Origin of the sequence: Janthinobacterium sp. SUN137 (assembly GCF_030587265.1) — a bacterium.
GTDB lineage: Bacteria > Pseudomonadota > Gammaproteobacteria > Burkholderiales > Burkholderiaceae_D > Janthinobacterium > Janthinobacterium kumbetense.
In genome coordinates this window covers 457897-475411 of record NZ_JAPWHZ010000004.1, presented here as the reverse complement: position 1 = coordinate 475411, position 17515 = coordinate 457897, and the positions used below count along the sequence as shown (strand labels likewise).

Below are 17515 nucleotides of genomic sequence, written 5' to 3'. Positions count from 1 at the left end.
TAAGGTTCAATGCGCTTGCGCGGCCATCAATTTATCGACGCTTTCCTGCGTCACCGGGTGGTAGCGTTCGCGCGCCTGCGCATATACGTCCTTGGCCCAGACATGGCCTTGCGGCGTCTTCATCAAGGCGCTGTACAGGGGCACGACGAACTTCTGGCGGCCCACGCTCATCAGGAATGCCTGCAATGGCTGGCGCACATCGTAGCCGGCGTTCACGGAGGCCAGATAAAAGCGGTACGCCACTTCGTTGTTGCCGCTCTTGCCCACACCGTAGGCCTGGTCCAGCTCACGCAATTGCGCCGCGCTGGCCTTGTTGTTGATATCGTTCAGGAAGTGCATCGATTCGATGGCGATCCACTTGTCCATGCCCAGGTCCTTCGTCGCCAGCTCGCCCTTGAGCCAGGCGTCGCGGTGCTGGTCGAGCAGCGCCAGGCGCGGCGAGACGACGCGCTGCGCGCTGGCCGGCACGCCGGTGCCATACAGCCATTCATCGAGTTCCGCTTCCGGCATCACGTCCGGATGCTGCGCCAGCAGGTTCTTGCGCAGGTAGGCGATGAACTGCTCCGTCGTCACGCTCTGGAACGCATGCTGGTCGAACCAGCCGCGCAGGAAGGGGTCGAATACGGCGCGGCCGGCACGGCGCTCCATGGTGGCCAGGAACCAGGCGCCTTTCGGGTAGATGATGCCGTCGTCCGTGTACGTTTCCGCCGGATTGGCGTCCGCATCGCGCGTGATCAATGCCGTCTTCGCTGCCGGCAATTCCTTGATCGAGGCGGCCAGTTCTTCCTGGTCGACCTGCACTCCCATCTGCGCCACTTCGCTGCCATACAGCTGCTCGACGATGCGCGTCGTGACGTAGGTGGTAAAGCCTTCGTTGAGCCACATGTGCTTCCACGACGCGTTGGTGACCAGGTTGCCCGACCACGAGTGGGCCAGTTCATGCGCGATCAGGTCGACCAAACTGCGGTCGCCCGCGATCATGGTCGGCGTGAGAAAGGTCAGGCGCGGGTTTTCCATGCCGCCGTAGGGGAACGATGGCGGCAGCACGATCATGTCGTAGCGGCCCCATCCATACGGACCGTACAGTGCTTCGGCTGCCTGGATCATCTTTTCCGTGTCGGCCAGCTCGTACTCGGCGGCCTTGATGCGCGGCGGTTCGGCATATACGGCGGAGCGGGGACCGAGCTTGCGCACTTCCAGTTCGCCGATGGCGATGGCCAGCAGGTACGAAGGAATCGGCTGCGGCATCCTGAATTTCCAGCCGCCCTTGCCCGTCGCCTTTTCGTCATTCTCGGCGCTCATCACGACGCGCATGCCCGCTGGCGCATCGATGCGCGCGCTGTACGTAAAGCGCACGGCCGGCGTATCCTGCGACGGCACCCACGAGCGGGCGTTGATGCTTTGCGACTGGCTGAACATGAAAGGCAGCTTGCCCGACATGGTCTGCTGCGGCGTGAGCCACTGCAGCGCGATGGCATTGGGGGCCGTGTGATAGTAGACGCGCACTTTGCCCGGCTGGCCCGTGGTGGTGATGCGCAGCGCCTGGCCCTTTTCCGGGTCGGCCTTGTCCAGCTGGTACGGCGCCATCTGCCATGCGCCACGCTTGTCCTGTACCTGCACCTTCGCGATCGACAGGTCGCGCGTATCGAGCACCAGGGTGCGCGCCGCCGGGTCGATCCAGCTCAAGGACAACTCGGCATAGCCAGAGAGCGTCTTTTGCTTGAAATCCGCTTTCAGGTCCAGCTGCAGGTCGCGCGTGCGCACCTGGTCGTAGCGCGCATAGCTGAGGGGGTCGGCGTGCGCGGCCAGGGTCACCTGGCAAAGTAGCGCACAGCCCAGCGCGCGCAGGAAGGTCAAAGTTTGCATGGTCGTCTTTTGAATGATTTGCGAAAGCCCCGGTCCGTGTGCGCCGGGGCGTCGCGCAGAATAGCACTTCCGGCGCAGACCTGGCAGAAAAAGCGCCGGACTGGCCGGCGCTGTTTCCCTATTTTGCCTCCGGCCTGGCTTCGGCCTTGGCCTCGGGTGCCTTCAGCGGCACATTAAAATCCTTCATCAAGTTGTTCTTATCGCGGTCCTGCTTGAACAGCTCCAGGCGCGATGGCGTGATTTTTCTCGGCCAGGCGTTATTGCTGATGTCGATGTCGGCCGTCTCCCAGTACGGATCCTGCACCAGCCCCACCATCGGCTCGTCCGTGATGATGACCTTGCTAATCTTGTGCGGCGAGTAGCGCCACACTTCGGCCGGCACCCGCTCGATGATCTTCTTGCCGCTTTTCAGTTCGATTTCCAGGATCAGCGGCATCACCAGGCCGCCGAGATTCGAAAAATCGACCAGGTACAGATGCTTTCCCATGTTGTGCTGTTCCAGCAGCTTTCTCTCCCATGGCTCCAGCGCTTCCTGCTCCTCCGCATAGCTGTTGCGGTCCTTGTTGGTGACCGTGAATTCATCGTGCCGGTTATAGAAATCCTTCAGCGCAGGATCGAGGTCGACCTTCTTCGGCAGCGCCTTGTTGCGCTGGTCCGAGATCGATATGGGCTGCGCGGCCTTCTGCGCCTTCTTCCACGCTTTCTCGACTTCCGGATTCTTCGTGCTCACGCCATATTCGCTGATGCCGTCGATGCTGATGTCGACCGCGTCGGTGGTATAGAACCAGCCGCGCCAGAACCAGTCCAGATCCGTGCCGGACGCGTCTTCCATGGTGCGGAAAAAGTCGGCGGGTGTGGGGCGCTTGAACTTCCAGCGCAAGGCGTACTGCTTGAAGGCGAAGTCGAACAATTCGCGCCCTAAAATGGTTTCGCGCAGGATGTTGAGGGCGGTGGCCGGCTTGTCGTAGGCGTTCGCCGTGAACTGCAGCAAGGACTCGGAGTTGGTCATGATGGGTACCTGGTTCTGGCTGCGCATGTAGTCGACGATCTTGCGCGGCTCGCCATTCCAGGACGGAAAATGCTCTTCCCACGCCTGCTCGGCCAGGTACTGCAGGAAGGAATTCAAACCCTCGTCCATCCACGTCCACTGGCGCTCGTCCGAGTTGACGATCATGGGAAAATAATTATGGCCCACTTCGTGGATGATCACGCCGATCAAGTCATACTTGGTCGTCTTCGAATACGTGCGTTCCCCCGTCTTCTTGTCCTTCACGGGGCGCCCACCATTGAACGAAATCATCGGATACTCCATGCCGCCCACGGCGCCATTGACGGACATCGCGTTCGGATACGGATAGTCGAAACTGTACTTGTTGTACTGCTCGATCGCGTGCACGACGGCGCGCGTGCTGTACTGCTGCCACAGCGGATTGCCCTCGTTCGGATAGTAGGACATGGCCATCACGCGCTTGCCGCCGCTATTCAAACCCTGCGCATCCCAGATGAACTTGCGGCTCGAAGCCCACGCCACGTCGCGCACATTGGTCGCCTTGAAGTGCCAGGTTTTCATGCCCGTGGCTTTCCCCTTTTCCGCCGCCAGCGCTTCGGCGGGCGTGATCACCAGCAGCGGCGTATCGCTGTTCTTCGCCCGCGCCAGGCGCTCGCGCTGCACCGTGCTCAGGACGGCGGCAGGATTCTGCAATTCGCCCGTGGCGGCCACCACATGGTCGCCCGGCACCGTCAGGTACAGCTCGTAGTCGCCAAATTCCAGCGTGAATTCGCCCGAGCCGAGGAACTGCTTGTGCTGCCAGCCGACGGCGTCGTAATACGCGGCCATGCGCGGAAACCACTGCGCGACCTGGAAGATCGCGTTCTTGTCGTCTTCAAAATATTCATAGCCGGAGCGCTCGACCAGCACCTTCTGGTCATTGATCTGATACGACCAGTCGATGTTGAACGTGATGCTCTGGCCGGGCGCTAGCGCCACCGGCAAATCGATGCGCAGCATGGTCTGGTTGACCACATACGGCAGCGGCTTGCCGCTGGCCGCTTTCACGGCGGTGAGCTTGAAGCCGCCGTCAAATTCGCGGCCCGCATGGATGGCGCGCAAGTCCTCGAATTTCAGCGCCTCCTCTTCGCTGCTGCTGAGCCAGGCCTGGCGCGACGGCGCGCTCAGGACGCGGCGCTGGTCGGCATCCTTGCGCAAGCCATTCTGGTCCAGCTGCAGCCACAGATACGCAAGGCTGTCGGGCGAGCGGTTGTGATAGGTGATCTGCTCGCTGGCCGTGATTTCGCGGCGCGCTTCGTCCAGGGTAGCGCGGATTACGTAATCGGCGCGCTGCTGCCAGTAGGCGTGGCCCGGCGCGCCGGACGCCGTGCGGTAGCTATTCGGCGTGGGCAGCAATTCTTCGAGCTGGCGGAACTTGTCGTCGAAAGGCGCGGCGGCGCACAGGCCGGACAAGGGAGCAAACAAGGTCAAACACAAGGCAAGCAAGCGGACAAGGACCGGCATGGCGCATTCCATCTGGGAGTCGTGGACAGACTGCATTCTAAGTCGAGTCTGTTTGCAAATCGATCATTGTTGTCGAAGTCCCACACACCAGGCCGCAACATCCCCCGGCGGCACTGGCGCCGGCGCAGGCATTGGCGTATGATGCGCCTCGAACATTGGGGAGTAGTCGTCCTGCGGTCCTGCCGCGGGAACCTGTATCAACATAATTGGCCCGCAGGCCATGGTGCAGGTGGTTGCAAAACTTGACGAGACCATTGATCCAGGGCGGCCGCATGGGCCGGAGTCGCCCGTGGATCATTGGTTAATTCGTCCGGCCCGCGTACCTCTTGCAATCTCATGGAAGCATTCCTCATCTCCACCGGCATCGTCGGTCTCGCTGAAATCGGCGACAAAACCCAACTCCTGGCCTTTTTGCTGGCCGCCAAATTCCGCAAGCCCTTGCCCATCGTGCTGGCGATTTTCGTCGCCACCATCGCCAACCACGCGTTCGCCGCCGCCGTCGGCGCCTGGATCACCAGCATGCTGGGGCCCGACGTGCTGCGCTGGGTACTGGGCGTCTCCTTCCTGGCGATGGCTGCCTGGACCCTGATCCCCGACAAGCTCGATGAAGACGAAACCAAATTGGCCAAGTACGGCGTATTCCTGACCACCCTGATCGCCTTCTTCATGGCGGAAATGGGAGACAAGACGCAGGTCGCCACGGTGGCGCTGGCAGCGCGCTATCACGACATTGTTTCCGTCGTGCTGGGCACCACCTTCGGCATGATGCTGGCCAACGTGCCGGCCGTGTACCTCGGCGACAGGATCGCCAACCGCGTCCCGCTGCGCCTCGTGCATGGCATCGCGGCGCTGGTCTTTGCCGTGCTGGGCGTGGCCACCCTGCTGGGCGCGGGCGCGGCCCTGGGGTTTTGACTCAATCTTAAATAATTTCTCATTTACAATGTTCATGTCTATAATTACAATTTCGCCGACATGAATACTGGCGCGGTGCCACCTGGTGGTCACCGCGCTTTCTTGAGGAATCTATGCATTTGAATGGAAAGATGGCAGCGCTGTGCCTGGCCGCCTGCGCAAGCCAGTTGCCCGCTGCCACGGCGGCACCTACGCCCCCTCAGCTCGCAACGCAATCCGAGCCCGCCGTACGCATGCGCGACCTGCTGTTGCTGGGCGCCGGCCTGATCCTGCTGCTTGGCAGGCGCCGGCCCGAATACGATACGTGGCATGTACGGCGGCAAGACTAAACCAGCAGTAGCACTGCGTACTCGCGGCCCTCGTCGCGCAGGGCGATGCTGTTGCCACCCTGTGCCACGCCATCGAGCGACAAGCCCGCAGGCCGTCCCTGCGCCCGCTCCACCGTGATGGCATAGCTGCTGGCACCGAAGCGATAATGCAGCTTGAAGCTGTCCCACTCGGCCGGCATGGCCGGCACCACGCGCAGCACATCCGCTTCGCGCGTCAAACCGAGCAGAGATTCGACGATCAGCCGGTACAGCCAGCCCGACGACCCCGTGTACCAGCTCCAGCCCCCGCGTCCCACGTGGGGCGCCACAGCATACACGTCGGCCGTCACCACGTAGGGCTCAACCTTGTAGCGTTGCACCGCCTGCGCGTCAACGCCGTGGCGCACGGGATTGATCATGCGCAGCAGTTCCCACGCTTTTTCGCCATCGCCCAGACGGGCAAACGCCATCGCCGTCCAGATGGCCGCATGCGTGTATTGGCCGCCGTTCTCGCGCACGCCCGGCACGTAGCCGCGGATATAGCCGGGATTCAGGCTGGACTTATCGAACGGCGGATCGAGCAGCTGGATCACACCCGAATCGCGGCGCACCAACCGCGCATCGACCTGGCGCATGGCGCCCGCGACTCTTTCCCTGTTGGCCGCGCCCGACAGCACGCCCCAGCTTTGCGAAATCGAGTCGATCTGGCATTCCTCGTTCGTGTGTGATCCCAATGGCGTGCCATCGTCGAAATACGCGCGCCGGTACCATTCGCCATCCCACGCATGTTCCTCGACGTTGGCCGCCAGCTTCACGGCTTCATCGCGGCAGAACTGGGCAAACGGCGCATCGCCGCGCAGCACGGCCACTTCGGCGAAACGCTGCAGCACTTCGTACAGGAAGAAAGCCAGCCACACGCTCTCGCCCTTGCCATGTTCGCCCACCTTGTCCATGCCGTCATTCCAGTCGCAGGAACCGATCAGCGGCAAGCCGTGCACGCCCAGACGCAAGCCGTGGCGGATGGCGCGCACGCAGTGTTCGTACAGGTCCGCCGACTCGCCCGAGCGCACGGGCAGGTCGTAATACGAATCCTCTTCCGGCTTGACGGCGCGCCCCTCGATGAAGGGCGCCACTTCCGACAGCACGTTGACGTCGCCCGTGGCGATCACGTAGCGGCAAGTAGCCAGCGGCAGCCACAGATAGTCGTCGGAACAGTGCGTGCGCACGCCCCGGTCCGACGGCGGATGCCACCAGTGCTGCACGTCGCCCTCGACAAACTGGTGCGCCGCGCACAGCAGCAAGTGCTTGCGCAGCAACTGCGGCGCCGTATGGATCATGGCCATCGCATCCTGCAGCTGGTCGCGGAAACCGTAGGCGCCGCCCGACTGGTAATAGCCGCTGCGCGCCCACAGGCGGCAGGCGATGGTCTGGTACATCAGCCAGCCATTGGCGATCACATCGAGCGATGGATCGGGCGTCTCGATGCGCACGGCCCCCAGGGTGCTTTCCCAGTGCGCACGCACCGCGTCGAGCGCCATGCGGGCCGCTTCCTTGCCCGCATGGCGCTGCACCATGGTGCTGGCGTCCGCATTGCGGCGCCCGCCCACGCCGAGCAGGAAAACGATTTCGCGCTCCTGCCCCGGCTGCAGTTCAAACGGTACCTGGATCGCTGCGCACGGGTCCAATCCCGTGCCCGCCTTGCCGGACAGGCGCACGCGGCGCAAGGCGGCTGGCTGCGCCAGACTGCCATTGCGGCCGATGAATTCATTGCGGTCGCAAGTGATGGAACGGATGCTGGCATCCGTATTGAAAAAGCCGACCCGGCCCGAAAACTCCGTGTTGTAGTTATTGCGCGCAAACAGGGCGCCGCTGATCGTGTCGACTTCGGTGGCCACGTGCATGCCGGACTTGGCGCGCAGGTCGGCCATCACCCATTCCACATAGCCCGTGACGGACAGGCGGCGCGGCACGCCGCTGTCGTTACGCACCTTGATGACAGAGTATTTGACGGCCGCATCGAGCGCCACATAGGTGCACAATTCGGTGGCGATGCCCCCTTCGCTGTGCTCGAACACGCTATAGCCGAAGCCGTGGCGCGTGACGTAGTCGCCGCTGCCGCGCGCGGGCAGGTGCGAGGGCGACCAGAACTGGCCGCTCTGCTCATCGCGCACATAGAACGCTTCGCCGGACAGGTCGGAGACTGGGTCGTTCTGCCATGGCGTGAGGCGGAATTCATGCGCATTTTCGCTCCACGTATACGCCTGGCCGGCTTCGGACACCACGGTGCCGAATTGTGCATTGGCCAGCACGTTCGACCAGGGCGCCGGCGTCTGTTTATTTTCTCCCGTGGTGATCACATATTCGCGCCCGTCGGGCGTGAAACCGCCCAGGCCATTTTCCAGGATCAGCTCGCGCTTTGGCGCCCGGTGCGGCACGCCGCCATGGTCGCGGGCCGGGTCCTGCAGCAGCGGCGGCATGCGCAGCACGGGGCTGGGCGGACGCTTGACCTGCTCAGCCAGGGTGCCGCGCAAGTCGCTGATGATGGCGCGCGCCACCGACTGCAGCAGGATGCGGTCTTCGTTGGCGATCTGCTCGGCCAAGCGCACGAAGATGCCGCCTGGACGGTCGATCGCCTGGGCATCGATGCCCGAGGCGATCAGGCCCATGATCTGGTCGTGCAGCAGCTGCCGGTAGCCCGACTGCTCCTCGTACCAGATCACCAGGTCCACCACCAGCCCTTTCAGGCGCCAGTAGGCATGCGCCTGCACCATCTGGCGCGCCAGTTCGATATTGGCCGAATCGCGTATCTGCAGCAGCACGATAGGCAGGTCGCCCGAGATGGCATACGCCCACAGGCCGGACTGGCCGCGCTGGTTCTTGATCAGGATGCTGGCCTCGGCACGCAGGGCCGCATTCGGATAGATCACGGCATTGGCCAGACGCGCATACAGCTGCGCATCGGCTTCGCTGGCATTCAGCTGGCGCAGCACCACCTGGCTGTGCGTCCAGGCCAGTTCGAACACGCGGTCGGCCAGATGGCGGTCCTGGTATTTATCGATCAGGTGCAGCGCCGCGTCGCGCTGCTCGACCATGCCGGTCACGCTGTCGACCGTCACGGCCTGGTCAGGGGCCAAGGTGATGACGTAGCGGATGGCCACGATGGGGTCGAGTACGGAACCCTGGCCGCCACTGAGCGGCCCGCTTTCCTGCAGCGCCAGCGGCAATTGCGCCGTGTTGCCGCGGCCGATGAAGCGCGCGCGGTCCGTCTCGAACGAGACTTCGTAGCGCTCGATATCGTGCACGGTCATCACATGCAGCAGCCACGGCATCTGCTCATCCTTCGAGCGGGGCCGGCGCGTACATAAAATCGCCTTCTCATGCGCGAGGATTTCCGTCTGTACGAACAGCTTGCTGAATGCCGGATGGGCCGCATCGGCCGCCGCCGGCGCCATCACCACTTCGGCGAAACTGGTGATCTCGATGCGCCGCTGGCGGTTCGAATTATTGCTGATGCGCGTGCGCCGGATTTCAATGTCGTCCTCGGGCGAGACGACGATTTCCGTGTACAGGTCCAGGCCGTGATCGGCGCGGCGGAACTCAGCCCGCCCCTCCGAAAAAATCACTTCATATTTCTTCGGTTCGGCCAGGGTCGGCTGGTACATGGTGGACCAGACGGCGCCGTCGTCAAGGTCGCGCAGATAGCAGAAATTGCCCCAGTTATCGCGCGTACTGTCTTCGCGCCAGCGCGTCACGGACAAGTCTTTCCAGCGGCTGTAGCTGCCGCCCGCATTGCTCACCATGACGTGGTAGCGGCCATTCGACAGCAGCTGCGTTTCGGGCACGGCGCTGTTGGCTTGCGTGAGGATGCGCATCGGCATGGCCTGCTCCGGCGCGCCGCTGCGCAGCACCGCCAGTTCGGCCGTGTTCGAGTAAAACGCGCCGGCCTGCGGCGTGCGTTCCTGCAGCACCAGCAAGGCCGATTGCAGCAGCGGATCGGACTCGAAACGGCGCTGCATCGGGCGGTCGTGCAGCAGGTAACTGAGGGCCAAAAAGCCCATGCCCTGGTGGTGCACCATGAAGGAGCGGATGATGGCGCTGCCCTGCCCGCGCGGCAGGCGCGCCGTGGTAAAATCGATGGCCTCGAAGAAGCCGTAGCGGCCCATGTAGCCGGCCGCCTGCATGCGCTGCAGGTTCTGGCACGACGCTTCCGGCTGCACCATCAAGCCCATCATACTGGCGTACGGCGCCACCACCAAGTCGTCGGCCAGGCCACGCTTCAAGCCCAGCCCCGGTACGCCAAACGCGCGGTACTGGTAATTCAGGCTGGCGTCGACCGTGTTGTAGCCGGACTCGGAAATCCCCCACGGCACATCGCGCTGACGTCCGTAATCGATCTGCGCCTCGATGACGGAGTGATACGTCTGATCGAGCAGGGTGTTCGGATAATTCGGCATCACCAGCAGCGGCATCAGGTACTCGAACATCGAGCCGCTCCACGACAGCAACACGGGCTGGCCCGCCACCATGCACAGCTGGCGGCCCAGGGCGAACCAGTGCTCCTGCGGCAGCTGCCCCTGGGCGATGGCGATGAAGCTGGCCAGGCGCACTTCGGAGGCCAATAAATCGTAGTAGCTGGGGTCCAGGCGCCGTTCGCTGACGTTGTAGCCGATGGCCAGCAGTTTTGTCGACGGGTTGTACAGGAACGCGTATTCGATCTGCGCAAAGTCGCGCGCCTGGCCCGCCGCGTGGGCGATGTCGCGCATGTGGCGTCCCGCCTGGTCGCGGCCTTGCGCCAGCAAGGCCGCCAGCTCGGCAGGCAGGCCTTCCGGTGTTTCCAGGTTGGCCAGTTCGCGCAGGGTCGGCACGCGCATCAGCGCCGCATCGACATCCGCCTGCCCCGCCCACGGCGCCAGTTGCAGCAATTCGGCCAGCGCCGCGCGGCACTGGCGCGCCAGCGCACCCGCCCACATGGACAGTTCGCCATCCTCGCTTTGCAGGGTCAGCGACAGCAGCGCGTCGGCCGCGCCATTCACCGTGCCCAGGTAGGCATGCCATTCGACCAGGGTGGCGGGATTTGCCGCTGCCTGCAGCAGGCTCATGCTGTCGCGCATGGCCTTGCCCTCGCCTTCGGCGGCGATGAATTCCTGCAGCACCTGCGCCGTCGTGCGGATGCCCTGCACCACCTGCACACCGATGATGGGCGCGTCGTACAGTTCCACCAGTCCCGGCTGCAAGGTCAGCAGATGGCCGGCCAGGTTGCCGCTGTCGACCGTCGAAATGTACATCGGTTGCAGCGCCTTGAGCGTTTGCGTGTCGTACCAGTTATAGAAGTGGCCCTGGAAGCGTTCCAGTTCGCCCATGCTGTGCAGGGTGGCGCGGCTGCGCTCGATCAACTGCCCCAGGGTGAGGTAACCGAAATCGTAGGCCGTCAAATTCGCCAGCAGCGCCAGGCCGATATTCGTCGGCGAGGTGCGGTGCGCCACCACCAGGTTCGGATGCTCCTGCATGTTATCGGGCGGCAGCCAGTGGTCATCGGGACCGACGAAGGTATCGAAATACGCCCAGGTCTTGCGCGCCACGCCATGCAGGAAACGTCCCTGCTCGGCCGACAGGCGCGTCACGGCCCGCTCGATGGGGCGGCTGATCCACCAGGCGATGGCGGGTGCGACAAGCCACAACAGCAGTACCACGGCGGCGGCCGGCAAGGCTTGCGGGCGCCAGGCCAGCAAGCCGCCAAAGGTAGCCAGTGCCAGTGCGGGCGAGCACCACATGGCGCGCCAGCTGTCGGCCTGCGAACCTGACGATGTGTGCAGGTTCGAGGCGCGCCAGTCGAGCAAGTGCTTGTGCGAGACGCCCAGGCGCCACAGGGTGCGCGCGATGGCGTCCAGGCTGATCCACGCTTCGTACGGCAGGAAGACGAGGGTCAGCATGGCGTGCGAAAACTGCACGCCGCAGCGACGCTCGAACGCGGCCAGGTGCTGGCGCCACAGGGTGTCGCGGGGTTTGCGCAGCAAATCGTACAGGGCGGAAAACACGGGCGGCAGGAAGATGATGGCCAGCACCGCTGCGCTCCAGAAGGCCACGTGCGGCAAAAAGCCCCACACCAGCAGCAGCGACAAGGTGGTGGCCGGCGCCACGACGCTGCGGCGCAGGTTGTCGAACAGCTTCCAGCGCGACAGCATCGACAGGGGATTGCGTTCGCGCTTGCCGGCGCGGCCCGGCACCCGGCCCAGCAGCCAGCCGAGCAGCTGCCAGTCGCCGCGGATCCAGCGTTGGCGGCGGCTCACGTCGGCGTCGTAGCGGGCCGGGTATTCCTCGTACAGCTGCGAGTCGCTGAGCAGCCCGGCGCGCAGGTAACAGCCCTCCAATAAATCGTGGCTGAGGATTTTATTGTCGGGCAGGCGCTGGCCCAGCACGCGCTCGAACATGTCGAGGTCATAGATGCCCTTGCCGATGAAGGAGCCTTCATAAAACACATCCTGGTACAGGTCCGACACGGTGCGCGTGTAGGGGTCGATGCCCGGCTCACCGCCGCACAGCAGCTCGTAGCGCGAAGCGTTCGCGCTGGGCAGCGCCACGGCCACGCGCGGCTGCAGGATGCCGTAACCGGCCACCACGCGCGTGCCGGCCGCGTCCAGCACGGGGCGGTTCAGCGGGTGCATCATGGTGGCGATGAATTCGCGCGCCGCATCGCGCGGCAACTGCGTATCCGTGTCGAGCGTGATCACGTATTTGATCGTGCGCAGGCCGCGCAATTCGCCTTCCACCAGCGAGAATTTGTCGCGCGCGCCGCCGCGCAAAAACGCGTGCAGGTCGGATAATTTACCGCGCTTGCGCTCCTGTCCCATCCACGCATTCTGCTGCGAATTCCACAGGCGCGGACGGTGCAGCAGCAGGAACGGCCCCACGTGGCCCAGCTCTTCGTGGTCGGCCGGATCGCCGTTTTCCTTGAACGCGACGCCCTCCACGCGGTATTTCTCGTTCAAGCCGCGGATGATGTCTTGCGCCTGGCGCAGCAGTGCGTCGTCGCCCGGCATCGTTTGCGCCTGCGCGTCGACAAAGTCCGTCAGCAGGCAAAAGCGCAGGTTCGGGTCGCGGTTGGCAAGATAGCGCACTTCCAGCGCCTCGCACAGTGCCGCCACGTTGTCCTCGCTGTAGATCAGGGTCGGCACGACGACGATGCCGCGCGCATCCGACGGAATGCCGGCCTGATAATCCATGCGCGGCAGCGGATGCGGCGACGTCATCAGGGTCGCCAGCCAGTTCACCACGGCCACGGACAGCTGGCTGCTGCCCAGCAGCGCCAGCGCGCCCATCGCCGCCAGGGGCCAGCCCTGCACGCCATGGCGCACGGCGCGCTCGAGCAGCAAGGCGCTCGTCGCCAGGGTCAGGAACGAGATCGCGCCCAGGTAGACGGCCAGCGGCGCCGCGCGCGCCGTATGCTGCAGCGCCTCGACAAAGGGCAGCTTCGCGCCGGCCTGCTTTTCCAGCACCAGCACGCCGCGCCCCACCAGGTAAAAGCCGATGTGGCCGCGGCGTGCGTCATTGCCGTTGCCGTGCGTGTGCGCCAGCTGCACCACCATCTCGGCCACTTCCACTTCGCTGCGCGCGCTGCGCCTGGCGATGCGTTCGATGGCGTGGCGGTAGCTGTCGCGCGTGGCGAAATCCATCAAGCCATAGGTGCCGGCCGGATCGAGGCGCAAGGTCTGCTCGACCACGCTCATGGTCTCGACGAATTCCTGCCAATCCATGGTGCCGAGAAACCGCAGGCTGCCGATGCTGTTGGCGATCGACACCTGGTCGGCCGCCTGTTGCCCGATTTCGGACTGGATCTGCTGCTCGATCGTGAGGCCCGACTCGGCCAGCTTATGCGTCAGCCACGACAGCGCCAGGGTCAGCGACGAACTTTGCCCCTGCAGGCGGCGCGACAATTCGGCCACGAAGGCGCTGGTCATGGGCGGGTTCGAACGGGCCATGTCGGCCACCAGCAGGATCAAGCCGCTGGGATTGCGCTCGGCGATCTCTGTCATCTGGTCGGCCCAGGTATTGGCCAGGTCGCGCTGCATGCGGTCGTCAGCCACGCGCGCGGCGACGCGGCGCAGGTTTTCGATCAGGGCCAGGCGCAGCATGATGGGCACGGCCCACAGTTCACCCAGGGTCAAGGTGGCAACGTCCTGGTAAGCCTCGACGAAGTGGCACAGGTTTTCCAGGTCGACGCGGCCATCGCCGTGCGAGATGATTTCCAGCGCGATCTTGTACACGCGCGGGCAGCCAGCGTCCGCGCCGGAAGTCAGGCGTGGCAACTCCTTGCTGTAGTTCTTCGGCAGGTGGCGCCGCGTGGTGCGGATCTGCTCTTCGATCAGGTAAAAATTATCGAGCAGCCATTCCGAGGCGGGTGTGACCTGGCGTCCGCTCTTGACGGTCGCCGTCAGCTCGTTGACGGTGGCCGTGATCAGGGCCGCATTGTCGGCCAGGCGCGCCAGCAGGCGGTCGCGCCCATGATGCCGTCCCACCGCATGGCCGGCGGCCACATGCTTGCCGTGGGCAGCCATCTGCATGGCGCTGAATAATTCGGAACGCAAGGGCAAGGCATCGTCGCGCGCGGCGTCGAAGGTTTCCGGTGCAAGGGAATGGTCGCGGAAGATTTCTTTAACTTTGGAAATCTGTTCCTTGATCTGCTGCGTGACAACTGCTGTGTACTCTTTCAACTTGGCCTCGCTAGGTGCGCGCAGGCAGCCAGCGGCCGCCGTCACGCTGGCCCAGTCTGGAAGAACACGATCGGACACTGGCGAAGACGGAAAGCGAAGCGCCGGAGCGTTGCGACGAATCTCAGGGTGTAGGGAGATTTTCTCAGCTTCATCGTAGGGGCGCCCTGCGCGCAAGACCGTGCGCTAGCGTACATACCCGGCGCTTTAGGGGCGTGCCGGCAAAGAAATCAGCGAGTGAAACGGGAGAAAGATTCCTGGAGGAAATGAATAGAGGGAAGGGAGTAGCGGCACCGTGCCAATGATGGCACGGTGCAATATTTCACGGAAGAAAGTTCAAGCCGCTCAGGCTGCGATGGCCAGCGGGTGACGCGTCGCCTCCGCCATCGCCATGCCGCCGTTGAGCTGCCATGCCGCGCCGTGACCGAGGCGGCGCAGGCAGGCGGCGGCGCGCGCGCTGCGGTTACCGCTGCGGCAGAAAAAGACCAGCGGGCGCTGCGGCTGCTGCAACCATTCAGCCACCTGTCCCGCCAGGCGGCTCAGCGGTACGCTGTGCACGGCGCAACCCTCGAATACCGTGCCGGCGCACGCCGCGTGTTCATACGCTTCGCGCACGTCGACGAGGATGGCGTCGGGATGCTGGCGCAGGAAGGTCGGCAAAGCGGCCGCATCGAGCTGCAGTTCGGCGCTCGGCACGATACCGTCCCGTACGGTGCGCACGGTACCGCAAATGCCGTCATCGTCGCTTGACGCGCACAGCACGGTGTCTTGCGTCACCAGCGCCGCATCCAGCAAGGGCGTCAACGCCTCAGGCGCCAGGGCACCGATGAAGGCAAAGCGCTGCTCCAGCAGATACACATGGTTTTCGCCACACTCGACGCGTCGCAGGCGCTGCTGGCCCAGTGCCAGCTCACCGTCGATATCGATGCGGCCCACCTGTTCGATGACGAGTTCCTGCAGCAAGGCCAGGCGCGCCACGCCATGGTCGGCCGGGGCGGCCGTGTGCACGATGGCGCGCAAGGCCAGATGCTGGCAGCGGATGAAGGCGGCCAGGCGCGGCACCAGGGCGGCGACGGGATCGATGACGACGCAACTGGCGCTGGCAGCGTCGCTGAGCAGCCAGGTGCACTGGCCATCGACGCTCAACTGGATTATGCCGTCCTGCGGCGATGGCGCCAGCGCCGATGGCAGCAAACAGCTGCTGCGCAGCGCTTCGCCGCAACGCTCAATGCGCGCGCAGGCGGCCGTCACCGTCGCCGCGTCGATCAGGGGGCCGAACGACAAACGGATGGCCGAGCTGGCGCGCCATTGCGGCACGCGCATCGCTTCCAGCACATAGCTGGGGAGCGCCTTGGCGGCGGAACAGGCGCTGCCCGAGCTGACGCGCACGCGCGCCGCGTCGAACAGGTCCAGCAGCTCTTTCGAGGACAAGCCGGGCACGGAAAAATTGAGCGTCGTCGGCAGCGACAAGTCGAACGGCATATTGAACACGATGCCGGGGAAAGCGCGTTCCAGGCTGGCCACCAGCTGCTCGCGGAAGGCAGCCAGGTCGGCGTGGCTGCGGAAGGTCTTGCCATCGTCGAGCGCGGCCAGCACGGCGCCCAGCGCGGCGATGCCCGCCATGTTTTCCGTGCCCGAGCGCAGGCCCGCTTCCTGGCCGCCGCCCATCATCAGAGGGGTGAACGGCGCGCCGGCGCGCACATACAACATGCCGATGCCCTTGGGCGCATATAGCTTGTGGCCGGAAAACGGCGCGTAATCGATGCGCGTGGCGGCCAGGTTCAGCTTCAGCTTGCCCAGCGCCTGCACGCAATCGACCATCCAGTAGGCATCGGCGCCCCGTTCCTGCAGCAGTTGGGCGATAGCGGACAAGTCGCTGACGACGCCCGTTTCATTATTCGCCGCCATCGTGCACAGCATGGCCGCGTCGCCGATCAGCGCATCGAGCGCCTGCAGATCGTGGCGCCCCTGCGCATCGACAGGCAGCTTGCGCACTTCCAGGTTCAGGCCCAGGAGCCGGTTCCAGTGCGCCAGGCTTTCCGGCACGGCCTTGTGCTCGGTCGCGCCATACAGCAGCAGGCTGCCGATGCGCTTGCCTGCGTCGCGCCGTTCGCGCAGCGCGCACAGGGCCGACAGCACGGCCGTCTGGATGCCTTCGGTGGCGCCGCTGTTGAACATCAACCGGCCGTCGCCCACGCCCAGCAGGCCGCTGGCGCGCTGGCGCACGCCATCCATCATGGCCTTGGCCTGCAATCCCGTCGCGTGGGTGCTGCTGGGATTGCCATAGCCCTGCTCCATCGCTTGCCGGGCGGCGGCAACGGCGGCGGGCAGCACGCAGGTGGTGGCATTGCTGTCGAGGTAGATTTCTTTCATGATGGCAGTCTGGGGATTCTATAAATAAAGGGGCAGCGCTGGCGGCTGGAACGTATGAACAGTCTACCGGCACCCGCCCGTGAAGATATACCAAAAGACACTGCAAACACGGTACTATGCAGCATGTTCATGCTATAAAAACAGGAATAATAAAATGAATTCACTAAACAGCCCGCTCGACAAATTCGACTGCGCCATCCTGGCCGCCCTGCAGCAGGATGGCACCTTGTCGATCGCCGCCCTCAGCGAGAAGATCGGCTTGTCGAGCACGCCGTGCTGGAAGCGGGTCAAGCGCCTGGAGGAAGAGGGCTATATCGAGAGCCGCGTGGCCATCGTCAACCGGCAAAAAGTGGGTTTGCCCGTGACCGTCTTCGTCAGCGTGCGCACTGGCCAGCACGATGAAAAATGGCTGCGCCGTTTCGCCGCCGCCGTCATCGTCTTGCCCGAGGTGCAGGAATTTCACCGCATGAGCGGCGATATCGACTACCTGCTGAAAGTCGTTACCACCGACATCAAGGGCTACGACACCTTCTATAAAAAGCTCATCAAGGCGGTGCAGCTGACGGGCGTGTCGTCTGCCTTCTCCATGGAACAAATCAAGTGCAGCACGGAATTGCCGCTGGAATTGATCGCCCACGGCTTGCCTGCCTGACCCATTTTCCCCGCATGGCGAACAAGCATGAAAAATCGGCATGATTGCCTGCTTTTTGCGTTGCTGCATTGCAACATAAATAGCCTGAAAGCAGCAATGGTGCCGTGAAACGCACGGCCCGGCCGGTATACTGCAGGCTTGCCTGCCCGCTTTTCTGCCGATTGTGCAGGCCATCATTCAAGGTCTT

At 64.1% G+C, this 17515-nt stretch carries 7 protein-coding genes and 1 riboswitch; of the genes, 3 read left to right on the top strand and 4 right to left on the bottom strand.

Annotation, left to right across the window (positions count from 1 at the left end; translation table 11 throughout):
- Window positions 1-6 precede the first annotated feature (6 nt).
- Entirely contained in the window at window positions 7-1866 is a 1860-nt protein-coding gene (locus O3298_RS22545; protein ID WP_305060585.1) for a M1 family metallopeptidase, read from the bottom strand.
- Between the two features lie 118 nt (window positions 1867-1984).
- Window positions 1985-4378, bottom strand: a complete 2394-nt coding sequence (locus O3298_RS22540; protein WP_305060584.1) for a M1 family aminopeptidase — start codon at window positions 4376-4378, stop codon at window positions 1985-1987.
- 145 nt (window positions 4379-4523) lie between these two features.
- Window positions 4524-4705, top strand: a riboswitch (yybP-ykoY riboswitch).
- A 9-nt stretch (window positions 4706-4714) separates the two neighbouring features.
- Between O3298_RS22540 and O3298_RS22535 the strand changes: the two genes are divergently transcribed.
- Both O3298_RS22535 and O3298_RS22530 read left to right on the top strand, forming a co-directional pair.
- Window positions 4715-5290 (top strand): TMEM165/GDT1 family protein, encoded by a 576-nt coding sequence (locus O3298_RS22535; protein ID WP_034753160.1) that lies wholly within the window; start codon window positions 4715-4717, stop codon window positions 5288-5290.
- A gap of 113 nt (window positions 5291-5403) precedes the next feature.
- A complete protein-coding gene (locus tag O3298_RS22530; RefSeq protein ID WP_305060583.1) occupies window positions 5404-5619 on the top strand; it encodes a hypothetical protein in 216 nt (71 codons plus the stop codon).
- On the opposite strand, the gene O3298_RS22525 is transcribed toward O3298_RS22530, so the two are convergent.
- Window positions 5616-14243 carry a GH36-type glycosyl hydrolase domain-containing protein gene (locus O3298_RS22525; RefSeq protein WP_369811628.1) on the bottom strand — a complete coding sequence of 2876 codons (8628 nt, stop codon included), beginning with the start codon at window positions 14241-14243 and terminating at the stop codon, window positions 5616-5618. The two genes, O3298_RS22530 and O3298_RS22525, sit on opposite strands and share 4 nt — an antisense overlap.
- Before the next feature lie 405 nt (window positions 14244-14648).
- Window positions 14649-16676 carry an aminotransferase class V-fold PLP-dependent enzyme gene (locus O3298_RS22520; RefSeq protein ID WP_305060582.1) on the bottom strand — a complete coding sequence of 676 codons (2028 nt, stop codon included), beginning with the start codon at window positions 16674-16676 and terminating at the stop codon, window positions 14649-14651.
- Window positions 16677-16830: 154 nt separating this feature from the next.
- Between O3298_RS22520 and O3298_RS22515 the strand changes: the two genes are divergently transcribed.
- On the top strand, window positions 16831-17328 hold the full coding sequence (locus O3298_RS22515; protein ID WP_289912416.1) for an Lrp/AsnC family transcriptional regulator: 498 nt from the start codon (window positions 16831-16833) through the stop codon (window positions 17326-17328).
- Window positions 17329-17515 lie beyond the last annotated feature (187 nt).